Origin of the sequence: Streptomyces sp. NRRL S-87 (genome assembly GCF_000719335.1) — a bacterium.
Lineage (GTDB): Bacteria > Actinomycetota > Actinomycetes > Streptomycetales > Streptomycetaceae > Streptomyces.
On sequence record NZ_JOGB01000098.1, the window covers coordinates 1 to 13,315 of the forward strand.

Genomic DNA, 13,315 nt, shown 5'->3' on the forward strand with positions numbered 1-13,315 from the left:
CACCCCACCCCACCCCACCCCAGGGCTCACCCCCGAGGCGTGACGAACAGACTCTGCGCCCCCCGCCCGATCGGCCCCTTCTCGTCGTGCAGCGAGGAGTCCGCGAGCCCGATGCCCGCCGGATCCACGCTCGTGCGCGCGGACACGCACACCCACTCCCCGACCGGGTAGCGGTGCAGGTGCACCGTCAGGTCCGGATTGACGAACACCCACCGCTCGAAGTCCAGGGTGTTGCTGATCCCGTTCCCCGAGTCCGCCGCGACCAGCACCCGGTCCAGCGGCCGCGGCTCGTCCCCGGCCACCAGCGGCACACGCATCCGCATCCAGCACGTACCCGGCCCCAGCCGGGTCCAGGCACCCTCGGTGAACCGGCTCTCCATCGCCGTGTGGTAGCCCACGTCCCACGGGACGCCGAAGAACGGGGTCTCCCCCACCTCCCCCGGCGGCGCCACCCTCGGCCCCTCCGCCACGGCCGGCCCGGGCTCACCCGCCACCCGGACCCGCAGCGCCCGCGCGGTCATGACGGGCCCGTCCGCACCCTCGGGGACCAGCTCCGCCGCCACGAGCTCGGTGCCGCGCCCGGCCCGCACCACCTCTGTGACCACCCGCAGCGGCCCGATCGGCACCGGTCGCAGGATCTCGTACGTCACCCGGGCCAGCCGCATGTCCTCGCGGGCCCCGGTGCGCTCCTCGATCTCCCGCCCCAGCAGCGCCGCCGGCGGCCCCGCGTGCTGCGCCCGCGCGTCCCACGGCCCGCGCGTGAACTCCGAGGCCCGGTAACGCCCGTCCCCGACCCGCTCGTAGAACCCTTCGATCACCTCACCCATCCCCGCAGGCTACCGACCGGTAGGACCGACGGCCAGGGTCAGCGGGCGAGCCCCAGGGTGATGCCGAGGCCGACGAGGACGGAGCCGATGGCGCGGTTGAGGGCCTTCTGGGCCTTGAGCATGCGGTCGCGCAGGGCAGTGGTGGAGAAGAAGAGGGCGACGGCAGAGAACCACGCCACGTGCGCCAGCGACATGAACAGGCCGTAGCCGGCCTGCTGCCACACCGGCGTGTCCGGGCCGACGACCTGGGTGAAGGTGGAGACGACGAACAGGGTGGTCTTGGGGTTGAGGACGTTGGTCAGGAAGCCCGTGCGCAGCGCGCCGAGGGGCGTCAGGCCCGGCTCCTCTGTCAGGTCGACCGCGAGGTCGGCGCGGGCACGAATGGTGCGGATGCCGACGTAGACGAGGTAGGCGGCGCCCGCGAGCTTGATCGCGGTGAACAGGGCGGTGGAGGAGGCGATCAGCAGCCCCACGCCCAGCATCGTGTACGTGACGTGGACCAGGACGCCCGCACCGACGCCCGCGGCCGCGAAGAGGCCGGTGGTGCGCCCGTACAGGTAGCCGTTGCGGACGACCATGGCGAAGTCGGCGCCCGGACTGATGACGGCGAGGACGGTGATGACGGCTACGGCGATCAACTCGGTCATGTGCCGATCCTTGCCGAGGGCGGCAGGAGGATCAACGGATCCGCGGGACAACCGGCCCCTGACCGCGGGGATTTCCCCGACGCGTGCCGATACTGGGGCGTGATCACGCTTCGGGAGTTCGACATCCGGCAGGAGGGCGGCCTGCTGCTGGGATGGGTCCGCTCGCGCGCCGAGCTGGTCGTCTGGGCAGGCAACACCTTCGCTTGGCCGCTCGACGACGCCCAGCTCGCCGGGTACGCCGCCGACGCCTCCCTGAGCAAGTACACGGCGGTGGAACGGGCGGGCGGGACGGCGGTGGGGCACGTGTCGCTGCGCCTCCACGAGGACGGCAGCGGCGCCCGGCTCGGACGCGTGCTGATCGACCCCGCCGCGCGCGGACGGGGGCTGGCCCGGGCGATGCTCGCCGAGACGCTCCGGCACGCCTTCGACGACCTGCACGCCGCTTCGGTCGACCTCGGCGTCTTCCGGCACAACAGGACGGCGCTGAACCTCTACGAGAGCCTGGGCTTCCGGGTCGAGAACGTGCTGGAGGACGTCGAGGAGGTGGACGGGGAACGGTGGACCGCACTGCAGATGCGGCTACCGGCGCCGGGCACCCACACCAGCACCAGCCTCCCCCCAACCCAAACCCAAACCACCACCCAAACCACCACCCAAACCCAAACCACCACCCAAACCACCACCCAAACCCAAACCACCACCCAAACCACCACCCAAACCCACACCCAAACCCACACCCCACCCCAACCCCAACCCCAACCCCGACCCCACACCGGCCCCCCACGACCCGAGCCAGCCGGCCCCGCCACCGGGTGACAATGGGGGGTCGCCCCGTACAGGAGTCCCGCCATGTCCCACCCGTCCGCCCCCGCCGAACTGCAGGCCGACTGCGCGAACTGCTTCGGGCTGTGCTGCGTCGCGCTGCCCTTCGCCGCCTCCGCCGACTTCGCGCGGAACAAGGACGCCGGGACGCCCTGCTCGAACCTCCAGGACGACTACCGCTGCGGGATCCACACCCGGCTGCGCGAGACCGGGTGGCGCGGCTGCACCGTCTTCGACTGCTTCGGGGCCGGGCAGAAGGTCTCGCAGGTCACCTTCGGGGGCCGGGACTGGCGCCGGCACCCCGAGACCTCACGGCAGATGTTCGAGGTCTTCCCGATCATGCGCCAGCTGCACGAGCTGCTCCGGTACGCGACCGAGGCCCTCTCCCTGCCCGCCGCCCGCCCCGCCCACGCCGGGCTGCGCCGCGCCCTGACGAAGGTCGAGGACCTCACCCGCGCCGACGCCGCCACCGTGGCCGGCACCGACGTGGGCGCCCTGCGCACGGAGGTCAACGCGCTGCTGCTCGAGGCGAGCGAGCTGGTGCGGGCGAAGGTGCCGGGCCGCCGGCGGCGCAACCACCGGGGCGCCGACCTGATGGGCGCCCGGCTGGCCGGGGCCGACCTGCGCGGCGCGAACCTGCGCGGGGCCTACCTCATCGCCGCCGACCTCACGAAGGCGGACCTGCGCACGGCGGACCTGATCGGCGCCGACCTGCGCGACGCCGACCTCTCCGGCGCGGACCTGACCGGCAGCATCTTCCTCACCCAACCCCAGCTGAACGCGGCCCGCGGCGACGCCGCCACCCGCATCCCGGACGCCCTGACCCGCCCCGCCCACTGGACCACCGGCCGAGCCGCCCGCCCGACGGCGGGCTGACCCCTCCCAGGGGACCGCCCGCAGAGCCGACCGGACCGCCCGAACCGCTCACCGAACCGCCCGAACCGCCCCAGCCCCCCTCGCCGGACCGGCCCGGGCCGGATCAGACCGGACCGCCCCCCCCGTCACATCACAGCCCCACCCCCACCCCCACCCCCTCCAGGAACCCCCGTACCTCCGCCGCGTACGCCTCCGGGGCCGTGGCCCGTACCGTGTGGCCGGCCGGCAGCTCCGCCAGCCGCGTTCCGGGCCGCCTGCGCACCATCTCCCCCGCATGGTCCGCGCCCAGCACGCCGCTGCGGGTGCCCCGCACCAGCAGGGCCGGGCAGTCCGAGCCCGTCCAGTCGGCCCACCACGCCCCGTTCATCAGGCCCTGCGAAGCCACCATGTCCGCCGGCGCGAACGCCAGCCCCCAGCCGTCGGCGTACTCGCGCACCGCGTCCGCCACGTACGGCGCCGAGCCCCCGAGCGCGGCCAGCAGCGCGTCCCGGGTCGGCGCCCGGTGCGGCCAGGCCAGGACGAAGGAGTTGTCGGCGTCGACCTCCGCACCGATGTCCTCCACGACCAGGGCGGCCACCAGGTCGGGCCGACGGGCGGCCAGCTGGTACGCGTTGACCCCGCCCAGCGAGTGGCCCAGCACCACCGCCGGCCCGGTCCCGAGGTGCTCCAGCAGGGCCGCGGCGTCGGCGACGTACCCCTCGCGCGCGTAGTCGGGGGCCCGGTCGGAGTGGCCGTGCCCGCGCTGGTCCGGCGCGATCAGCCGCCACTCCGGGCCGAGGTCCCGGGCCAGGCGGGCGAAGGACGCGGCCTCCTGGTAGTGGCCGTGCAGCGCCAGCACGGGCCGGCCGGTCCCGCCGAAGTCCACGTACGACAGCCGGCGCCCGTCGGCGAGGTGCAGTACGCCGCGCAGCGGACCGAGCCGCCCGATCACGCGGCGACGCAGCAGCTGGTACTCGTCCCAGCGGCGCGGCAGCCGACCAGGCGGCCGCTCGCGCAGCGCCCAGCCCGGGCTGACCTCCTGGCCGCGCCGGAACTGGTCCCGGGTGAGGTCGAGCTCGACCCCGCCGGGCAGCCGGTTCCACATGTGGAAGCCCTGCTGCTCGCCGCCGAGGAACACCTTTCCCGCCATCAGGTCGCCCCCGAACACGTCCTGCACCAGCAGCGCCGTGAGGTCGCAGTGCCCCCACGCGGGGTTCTCCGGGGTCCAGGGCGCACGCTCCACGTCGTCGGGGGAGCAGGTGTCCGCGGCGAAGGACGCGCGCAGCGCCGCCTCTAACTCGGTCAGGGTCCGGGGGCCCGGGATCGCGGTCATGGGTGGAGCATGCCGCACGGGTCGGACACCGCCCGACCACAGCCTCCCTGACGCCCCCTCACGGCCCCCCTCACGTGTTCCCCCCACGGCCCCCACACCCCTCACGTGCGCCCCCTCGCGGCCCCCCACACCCCCTCACGTGCGCCCCTCACGCCCCCTCACATGCGCCCCCGCACGCCGGGGGGCGCCCCGGCTACCTCCGCGCGCCGGTCGCGCCACGGGTTACGGCCCCGGTGCATCGTTCCCCCGCACGGGCGACATCACTGCCCCGGCTCGCGCGTCATTGCCCGGCGCCACCCCCCGTGGTACACAGAGTGATCATCCGGACTTTCGCACCCAACCGGCCCTGCCCCAGGTCAGGGCGCCACGGGTCGGCAATCGGGCCAGACCCGGGGAAGACCCCGGGACGACTCCGGGACGACTCCGGGACCACTCGGGGACGCCTCCGGGACGGCTCCGCACGGACTCCGGGAAAGGTACCGGGGAGGACTTCCGGGAGACTCCGGGCAAAGAGAGCCGCCAAGTCGACCTACTACGGCGGTTTCATCAGCGAAGATAGAGCGTGACCCCTGCCGACGGGCACGGGCTGACGGAACTACCCAACAGGGGCGGTGAGTTACATGATCCTGGCGGCCGAAAAAGGCGACATCACCACCATCATCGGCGGAATCGCCCCGAACTGGGGCCCGTTCGGCAGTCTCGGCAACGAAGCGAAGGTCATGATCGAGGTGGTCATGGCCGTGGCCATCCTCCTCTGCCTGGGCATCGCCATCTGGGGCGCCGCCAAACAGCGCATCGGCGCCACCGCGCTGCGCGACACCTTCAGCGCCGAACAGGGCAAGGGCCTCATCGTGGCAGGCCTGACCGGCGTCTTCATCATCGGATCGCTGGGCACCCTGTTCACCATCGTGTACGGGATGGCGGTCTGAGCGCCCCCTAGCGGTCCGCGCCCGCGCGGCCCGCGCCCCCTCCCGTACGCCACCCAGCCCGGCACCCGACCCGACCCCGACCCCCGCCCCCTTCCGCCTGCCCGTCCGCCCACTGGCTGAGGTTGCGTTTCCTGATGACGACTCACCACTCCGCGCCCATGCGGGAACCAGCACGGCTACCGTCGTACGCCGACACGGCTGAGGGGGCGGGCGCGGCATGAGCCAGGACACGGGCTACGGCGCGGGGCAGGAGCGGTACGACGACGGGTACGGCTACGACGACGGCACCCGGGTCGGCGGCACGGGCCAGACCCGCACCCGCCTGCCCGACGCCCCCGGCGGCGACCCCTACGGCTCTGGCCGCAAGCCCGCCCGGTCCTCGCGCGGCCTCGTGACCGTCGTCGGGGTCGTCGTCCTGCTCGTCGCCGCCATCGCGTTCGCGAACCAGGGCGGCGGCGGCAAGAAGTCCGACGGCCCCTCGGACGCCAAGGCCCCGGTCACCTCCGCCACCGCCCCCACCGGCGAGCGCCCCGTGGCCGGCCGGCACAACGACGTGCCCATGGGCTTCGGCCACACCGAGCAGGGCGCCCAGTCGGCGGCGGCCAACTACGCCGTCGTCCTGGGCTCGGAAGCCATGTACGAGACCCCGCGCCGACACCGCATCCTCGCCGCCGTCGCCGACGAGGGCAGCGCGGCCGGGCTCCAGTCCGCGTACGACGCCACGTACACCAGCGGCCTCTTCGAGCAGATCGGCCTCACCGCCAACGGCACCGCCCCGGCCGGCGCCACCTTCGTCAGCCGCACCTCGCCCGTCGGCGCCAAGGTGCTGCGCTACTCGGACACCGCCGCCGACGTCGACGTGTGGTGTCTTGAGCTGTTCGGCCTCACAGGAGAGAAGTCCACCAAGCCAGTCACCAGTGCCTGGTACACGCTCACCGTGAAGCTGAAGTGGAACGGGTCCGACTGGAAGGTGCTCAACACCTCCCAGCGCACCGGCCCCACCCCAGTCACTGGCGACAACCCGGTCTCCAGTTCCGGTGACATCGCCGGGGCTGTCAACGAATTCGGAGGGTTCACCTATGCCCGGTAGCCCCCGCACGCCCGGCGGCCTCCCCAAGCTTCTCGGCACCCTCGGCGCGGTGCAAGCCGCAGTCCTCCTCTTCGCCGCCCGCGCCTCGGCCGCACCCACCCCTGACGCCAGCCCGGCCGCCACCACGCCGCCCGAGCAGTGCCGACTGCTCCGGGGCCAGGTCCGGCTCGTCTGCGAGGGCAATCTCCCCGGTGGCAAGGTGACCGCACCACCGCCCGGACAGGTGCCGGGCGGCCCGGGCGACAGCCTCGACCCCCTCTCCTCCCTCGCCAAGGGCTGCGCCGACGCCGGCGCATGGATCGTCGGCAAGCTCAGCGGCGCGGTGAAGTCCACCGCCACCGTCGACTTCACCAACGCCGCCTTCCTGCGCCAGTACGCCGTCGTGTTCGCCGCCTCGACCGTCCTGACCCTGGTCCTGTGGCTGCTGGCCGTCGCCAAGCGCGCCATCCGCGGCGTCCCCCTGACCACCGCCCTCTCCGAGGCCATCGGCTTCCTCTGGCTGACCGTCCTGGCCTCCGCCTTCACGCCCCTGATCCTCTACACCGTGGTCTCGGCGACCGACAGCGTCACCGAGGCCGTCGCCAGCGGGGCGGGCGGCAACACCGACGTGTTCTTCGGGTCCTTCGCCGAGGCCCTCAAGAAGGGCGAGGACATCGGCGGCGGACCGGTCATGCTGATCGTCGTCGCCCTCGTCACCGTGCTGGCCGCCGGCGTCCTCTGGCTGGAGCTGGTCATCCGGGCCGCCCTCCTCTACGTCGGCGCGCTGCTGGGCACCGCCGTGTACGCCGGCCTCGTCGACCGGAACATGTGGGGGCACGTCCGGCGCTGGGCCGGGATCATGATCGCGGTCATCCTCGTCAAACCGGTCATCGTCATCGTCCTGGGCCTGGCCGGAGCGCTCGCCGGCGACGACGGCCCCGACGCGTTCTCCGCCGTCGTCTCGGGCCTCGCCATCATCCTCCTGGCGATCTTCGCCTCGGCGATGATCTACCGCTTCGTACCCGGCTTCGGCGACGAGATCTCCGCCGCCCGCACCAACCGCAAGCAGGCCACCGACGGGGCCCAGGCCGCGGCCGTCATCAGCTCCCCGGCCTCCCTCGTCTCCCAGGGCATCAAGACCCACAGCAGCCGCGGCGGCGCCCACCGCCCCGGCGGCGGCGAAGCCCGCCCCGCCAACCCGCTCTCCGGCGGCGTGGCGGCCCACAGCAGCCGGGGCTCCTCCGGCGGGACCGGGGTCGGCGGCGGAACTGTCCCCTCCGCCGCACCCCCGCCGCGCAGCTCCGGAGTCAGCACCCCGCACACCAGCAGGACCACCGGCACAGGCACAGGAGGTGACGGGCGTTGACGACCCAGTCCCATCAGATCCACCCGGTCGCGCCCCGCCGCACGTATCTCATCGGCCGCGCCCGGCCGAACGCGATCGTCGGCAAGAACCGCGAGACCGGCGAGATCGCGCTGATCGTCTTCGGCGCGTTCCTCGGGATGATGAGCGGACTGCTCGTCCCCAACCTGATGCTCCGCATCGTCTGCCTCGCCGGCTTCCCGGTCATCGCCCTGGCCGCCGTCTACGTGCCCTACCGGCACCGCACCTTCTACAAGTGGTTCGAGATCAACCGCAGCTACAAGCGCACGCTGCGGCGCGGCACCACGTACCGCTCGACCGCCATGGAGGCCGGCACCCGCGGCGACGGCCGCGAGATCGAGGTCGGCCCGCCGCCCGGCATCGGCCGGATCAGCTGGCTGGCCGCCCCCTTCGGCCCCGACGAGATCGCCGTCCTGCTGCACGCCGACCGGCGCACCGTGACCGCCGCCATCGAGATCGAGGGCCCGGGCGTCGGCCTGCGCGACAGCGAGGACCAGGAGGCCCTCGTCGACCGGTTCGGCACCCTCCTCAAGCACGTGGCCAACGGCGACGGCTTCGTCACCCGCCTGCAGATGCTCGCCCGCACCCTGCCCGCCGACCCCGACGCGCACGCCAAGGACGTCGCCCAGCGCGGCGACGCGCACGCCCCGGGCTGGCTCCGCGACTCGTACGACCAGCTGCAGTCCATGGTCTCCACCTCCAGCGAGCAGCACCGCGCCTACCTCGTCGCCTGCATGCACTACACCCGCGAGCTGGCCGCCGAGGCGCACGCCATGGCCCGCGCCGCCACCCCCCAGAAGGGCCGCCGCCTCGACAGGGACGCCGGCCTCGCCGTCGTCATGGCCCGCGAGCTCACCGACATCTGCGCCCGCCTCGCCGAGGCCGACATCCGCGTCCGCCAGCCGCTGGGCCAGGGCCGGCTCGCCTCCCTCGTGCACTCCATGTACGACCCGGACCACCCCATCGACCACATCCAGGCCATGACCAAGCGCAACGCCTGGCCGGCCGAGCTGGACGCCGTCGAACCCACCTACCTCCAGGCCAAGACCCGCGAGTCCCAGACCCGCGCCCCCTGGTGCCACGCCACCGCGTGGGTCAAGGAGTGGCCGATGACCCCGGTCGGCGTCAACTTCCTCGCCCCGCTCCTGGTCCACACCCCGGACGTGATCCGCACGGTCGCCGTCACCATGGACCTCGAACCCACCGAGGTCGCGATCGAGCGCATGCTCACGGAGAAGACCAACGACGAGGCCGAGGCCTCCCGTGCCGCCAAGATGAACCGCACGGTCGACCCCCGCGACATCGCCGCCCACGGCCGGCTCGACCAGAGGGGTGAAGATCTCGCCAGCGGTGCGGCGGGAGTCAACCTGGTCGGGTACATCACGGTGTCCTCGCGTTCTCCCGAAGCCCTCGCCCGCGACAAGCGGACCATCCGGGCCTCGGCGGGCAAGTCGTACCTGAAGCTGGAGTGGTGCGACCGCGAGCACCACCGCGCGTTCGTCAACACCCTGCCGTTCGCCACCGGCATCCGACGCTAGCTGGAGGGCAGACCCGCCATGCGAGATCCGCTGTCCGCGCTGACGGACGCCTTCACCAGCTTCCTCTTCGGGAAGGTCGAGACGACCCGGCTGCCGGTCCGTACCTCCACCGGCCAGGCCCAGGCCGTCTACCTGCCCACCGCCGCCCCCGGCCTCGGCGACTCCGGCGTCATCATCGGCCGCGAGGTCTACAGCGGCAAGGGCTACATCTACGACCCCTTCCAGCTGTACGGGCAGCAGCTCCCGGCCCCGCACTGGCTGGTGCTCGGCGAGTCCGGCAACGGCAAGTCCGCGCTGGAGAAGACCTACGTCCTGCGCCAGCTGCGCTTCCGCGACCGCCAGGTCGTCGTCCTCGACGCCCAGGGCGAGGACGGCGTCGGCGAGTGGAACCTGATCGCCCAGGAGCTGGGAATAACTCCCATCCGCCTCGACCCCGTCGCCGCCGCCGACGGCGGGATCCGCCTCAACCCCCTCGACCCGGCCATCACCACCACCGGGCAGCTCGCGCTGCTGCGCACCATCATCGAGGTGGCGATGGGCCACGGCCTCGACGAGCGCGCCGGCTTCGCGCTCAAGGTGGCGCACGCGTACGTCAACGAGACGATCCTGGACCGCCAGCCGGTCCTCACGGACATCGTCGAGCAGCTGCGCCACCCGGAGGCCGCGTCCGCGGAGGCCATGAACGTCGACATAGACGATGTCCGCGCCTGGGGCCTGGACGTCGCCCTCGTCCTGGACCGGCTGGTCGACGGCGACCTGCGCGGCATGTTCGACGGCCCGACCACGGTCGGCATCGACCTCGACGCGCCGCTGATCGTCTTCGACCTGTCCCACATCGACCGCAACTCGATCGCCATGCCGATCCTGATGGCGATCGTGGGCGTCTGGCTCGAGCACACCTGGATCCGCCCGGACCGGAAGAAACGCATCTTCCTGGTCGAAGAGGCCTGGCACATCATCAACTCGCCCTTCGTCGCACAGCTGTTCCAGCGGCTGCTGAAGTTCGGGCGCCGGCTCGGCCTGTCCTTCGTCGCCGTCGTCCACCACCTCTCCGACGTCGTCGACGGCGCCGCGGCGAAGGAGGCGGCGGCCATCCTCAAGATGGCCTCCACCCGGACCATCTACGCCCAGAAGGCGGACGAGGCCCGCGCCACCGGCCGCGTCCTCGGCCTGCCCCGCTGGGCCGTGGAGATCATCCCGACCCTCACCCCGGGCATCGCCGTATGGGACGTGAACGGCAACGTCCAGGTGGTGAAACACCTGATCACGGAAGCGGAACGGCCCCTTGTCTTCACGGACCGGGCCATGACAGAGTCCTCGGCACCCCAACCGGCGCTCCCCGAGGACGTCCTCGCCGCCGAACGCGAAGCGGAGGAGAGAGCGATGCTCATCGAACGCCACAGGAACGGCGAATCCGCGGAATCCACGGTGGCCTGACGTGGCGCGGGACGACCGGGAACGGTACGGCCAGGAACGGCGCGCACCCGCCCGGGAGCAGACCCGGGGCATCCCGGACGCCCTGCTCGTGGGCCTGCTCGCCTTCCTCCTGGGCCTCACCGTGATGGTGTGGTCGGCCACCGGCCTCGCCGCGCTCTTCGCGCGCGGCGCATGGCCGGCGGGAGTCACCTTCACGCGCACGCCCATGGCCCTGCACGCCCTGCTCACCGCCCCGCACGACCTGGCCCGCGCCTGGCCCCACACCGATCCGGCGGCCCTGTCGGGCTGGGGGCTGTTCTGGGGCATCCTCGTCAGCGAACTGCTGGTGCTGTTCGTCCTGACGGTCTTCGCCATCGGCGTCCTGGCCCGCACCAAGGCCCGCCGCGCCCGCATCCGCGCAGAGCGGCAGCACCCCAAGGACCCGGTGCCCGCCCCCACCCACGACCCCGGCCCTGGCCCCGGCCCCGGCCCCGTCGAGCCCCCCGCCCGCACCTCGCCCGAGCCCGCGGCGGTACGCCCATCCGCACCCCGCACCTCCGACGCCCCCACCGCCGCCGCACCGGACGCGGACCACGTCCCCGTACCCACCGCCCCGGCTGACCCGGCTGACCCGGCCACCGAACCGGCCCCGGCCCCCGAACCGGCGGCCCCGGCCCCCACCCCGCGCCGGGAACCGCCCGCCCCGCGCTCCGAGCCCACCCAGGACGCCTACCGCTACGGCTTCGGCTACGCCCCCCGCAGCACGGCTCCCGCCGACCCGCGGTCCGCCGACCCGCAGTCCGCCCACCCGCAGCCCGTGGCACCCCACGCCGACCCGGCCCCCGGCGCCCGCCTCGCCTACGCCGCCCCCGCCGACCGCCGCCGCGCCGCGGCCCACCGGATCGCGGAGGCCGAGGGGGCCGTACTCGTCGTGACGTCCTCCCCCGCCCTGTGGGCCGAGACCAAGGACGCCCGGGCCAAACTCGGCCCCGTCCTCCTCTACGACCCCTCGCACCTGTGCGACACCCCGGCCCGCATGCACTGGCACCCCGGCACCGGCTGCACCGACCGCGACACGGCCGCCTCGCGCGCCATCGCGCTGCTGGCACCCGTACGCCCGCAGTCCCGCATCGACGCGGCCGTCGCCGACACGGCGGAAACGCTCCTGCGCAGCTGGCTCCACGCGGCCGCCCTCGACGACCGCCCGTTCAAGCAGCTGCACCGCTGGGCCCTCGGCTCCGCCGCGCACGAGCCCGTACGCATCCTGCGCACCCACCCCAAGGCCGCCCCGGGCACGGCCGGTGAACTCGAGAACGCGCTCACCGCCCACCCCGAGCGACGCGAGATCGCCCAGGAGCTCACCGCCCGGGCCCTGTCCGCCCTCTCCTCGATCCACATCCGCGAGTCCTGCACACCGAATCGAACGGATTCGCTCACGCTCGCATCATTCGCCGACGAGGGGGGCACCCTCTACCTGGTGGGTGAGCCAGTCGAGGATCCCCGGACCTCGCCCGGAGCGATGCCCCTGCTCACCGCACTCGCGTCAAGCGTGGTCGAGTACGGCCGCCGCGTGGCCGTACGGTCATCCGCCGGTCGGCTCGGCCCACCACTCACGCTGGTCCTAGACGACGTGGCGGCGGTGGCCCCGATCCCCCAACTCCCGGAGCTCCTCGCCGACTCCGGACCGGCGGCCCTCCCCGTACTGGCCCTCCTCCGCAGCCGCGAGCAGGCCCGCTCCCGCTGGCCCGCCCTCGCCTCCGAAGCCCTCCTCTGAGCCGCCGGCCCTCCCGGGGGCCCGTACGTCCCGCGGCGCGACCGCTCAGCGGACGAGGACGTGCTCCAGTTCCCTCTCCGCCGGGTCGGTGGGGGCGGGGGCGGTGACGCCGGTGGGCTCGAAGCCGAAGCGCCGGTAGAAGCCGACGGCCCGGTGGTTGTCCTCGTGGACGTACAGGCGCACGCGTACGGGCGCCGGCTCCCGCAGCTCCCAGCACCAGCCGACGGCGGCCTCGAAGAGGCCCTCGATCAGACCGGTGCCCCGGCTCTCCTGCCGTACGAAGACGCCGACGATCACCGCCTGGTCCTGCGCGGGCTCGCCGTCCCCGAGCAGCGTCGGCACGCCGGCGGGCTCGACGAGGACGGTCACGGTGCCGTGCCAGACCCCGTCGGGGCCCTCGGCGACGAACTGCCGTACGGCGTCGCTGTCGGCGGCCCGCTCGGTGCGCTCCTGCCAGAACAGGTCCGGCTGGGCCGAGGCCTCCTCGTACGTCTCGTGGAAAGCGAGCCGGGCCGCGGGGTCCCGCAGGGCCTCCAGCCGCAGCTCCTTGACCTTCTTCCACTCGTCTGCGCGCACGGCGCGAATCACATGATCCATGAAGAGATCCTAGGCGGCCGGCTCACGGCCGGTAAACGCAGAAAAGCCCCGCACCAGAAGGTGCGGGGCTTTCCCACAATGATTGTTCGGCGGCGTCCTACTCTCCCACAGGGTCCCCCCTGCA

12 protein-coding genes are annotated in these 13,315 nt (G+C 73.3%); 8 read left to right on the plus strand and 4 right to left on the minus strand.

Going from position 1 to position 13,315, the window contains the following annotated elements:
• Positions 1 to 26 precede the first annotated feature (26 nt).
• Positions 27 to 827, minus strand: a complete 801-nt coding sequence (locus tag IF43_RS0134360; protein ID WP_030210354.1) for a thioesterase family protein — start codon at positions 825 to 827, stop codon at positions 27 to 29.
• 38 nt (positions 828 to 865) lie between these two features.
• Complete coding sequence (locus IF43_RS0134365) at positions 866 to 1,474, minus strand: LysE family translocator (RefSeq protein ID WP_030210356.1); 609 nt, start codon at positions 1,472 to 1,474, stop codon at positions 866 to 868.
• A 99-nt stretch (positions 1,475 to 1,573) separates the two neighbouring features.
• Here IF43_RS0134365 and IF43_RS43640 point away from each other — a divergent pair, with 99 nt between their 5' ends.
• Positions 1,574 to 2,290 (plus strand): GNAT family N-acetyltransferase, encoded by a 717-nt coding sequence (locus IF43_RS43640; protein WP_158939667.1) that lies wholly within the window; start codon positions 1,574 to 1,576, stop codon positions 2,288 to 2,290.
• Between the two features lie 33 nt (positions 2,291 to 2,323).
• A complete protein-coding gene (locus IF43_RS0134375; protein ID WP_051796816.1) occupies positions 2,324 to 3,172 on the plus strand; it encodes a pentapeptide repeat-containing protein in 849 nt (282 codons plus the stop codon).
• A 130-nt stretch (positions 3,173 to 3,302) separates the two neighbouring features.
• Here the strand turns inward: IF43_RS0134375 and IF43_RS0134380 are convergent, their stop codons facing one another.
• Complete coding sequence (locus IF43_RS0134380; protein WP_078910672.1) at positions 3,303 to 4,484, minus strand: alpha/beta fold hydrolase; 1,182 nt, start codon at positions 4,482 to 4,484, stop codon at positions 3,303 to 3,305.
• Between the two features lie 620 nt (positions 4,485 to 5,104).
• Between IF43_RS0134380 and IF43_RS0134385 the strand changes: the two genes are divergently transcribed.
• The 6 genes from IF43_RS0134385 to IF43_RS0134410 all read left to right on the plus strand — a co-directional run bounded on the left by IF43_RS0134385 (position 5,105) and on the right by IF43_RS0134410 (position 12,594).
• Positions 5,105 to 5,413 carry a hypothetical protein gene (locus tag IF43_RS0134385; protein ID WP_008742356.1) on the plus strand — a complete coding sequence of 103 codons (309 nt, stop codon included), beginning with the start codon at positions 5,105 to 5,107 and terminating at the stop codon, positions 5,411 to 5,413.
• A gap of 217 nt (positions 5,414 to 5,630) precedes the next feature.
• Positions 5,631 to 6,503: a hypothetical protein gene (locus tag IF43_RS0134390; protein ID WP_030210365.1), complete on the plus strand. Its 873-nt coding sequence runs from the start codon at positions 5,631 to 5,633 to the stop codon at positions 6,501 to 6,503.
• The gene (locus IF43_RS0134395) at positions 6,493 to 7,848 is read left to right on the plus strand and encodes a hypothetical protein (RefSeq protein ID WP_030210366.1); all 1,356 of its coding nucleotides are present in this window, start codon (positions 6,493 to 6,495) and stop codon (positions 7,846 to 7,848) included. The genes IF43_RS0134390 and IF43_RS0134395 overlap by 11 nt, the downstream gene beginning before the upstream one ends.
• Positions 7,845 to 9,404 carry an SCO6880 family protein gene (locus tag IF43_RS0134400; protein ID WP_030210369.1) on the plus strand — a complete coding sequence of 520 codons (1,560 nt, stop codon included), beginning with the start codon at positions 7,845 to 7,847 and terminating at the stop codon, positions 9,402 to 9,404. The genes IF43_RS0134395 and IF43_RS0134400 overlap by 4 nt, the downstream gene beginning before the upstream one ends.
• 18 nt (positions 9,405 to 9,422) lie before the next feature.
• On the plus strand, positions 9,423 to 10,841 hold the full coding sequence (locus IF43_RS0134405; protein ID WP_030210374.1) for an ATP-binding protein: 1,419 nt from the start codon (positions 9,423 to 9,425) through the stop codon (positions 10,839 to 10,841).
• Positions 10,842 to 10,965: 124 nt separating this feature from the next.
• Positions 10,966 to 12,594 (plus strand): type IV secretory system conjugative DNA transfer family protein, encoded by a 1,629-nt coding sequence (locus IF43_RS0134410; RefSeq protein WP_234332638.1) that lies wholly within the window; start codon positions 10,966 to 10,968, stop codon positions 12,592 to 12,594.
• Positions 12,595 to 12,639: 45 nt separating this feature from the next.
• On the opposite strand, the gene IF43_RS0134415 is transcribed toward IF43_RS0134410, so the two are convergent.
• Complete coding sequence (locus IF43_RS0134415) at positions 12,640 to 13,191, minus strand: GNAT family N-acetyltransferase (RefSeq protein WP_030210383.1); 552 nt, start codon at positions 13,189 to 13,191, stop codon at positions 12,640 to 12,642.
• Positions 13,192 to 13,315: the final 124 nt, after the last annotated feature.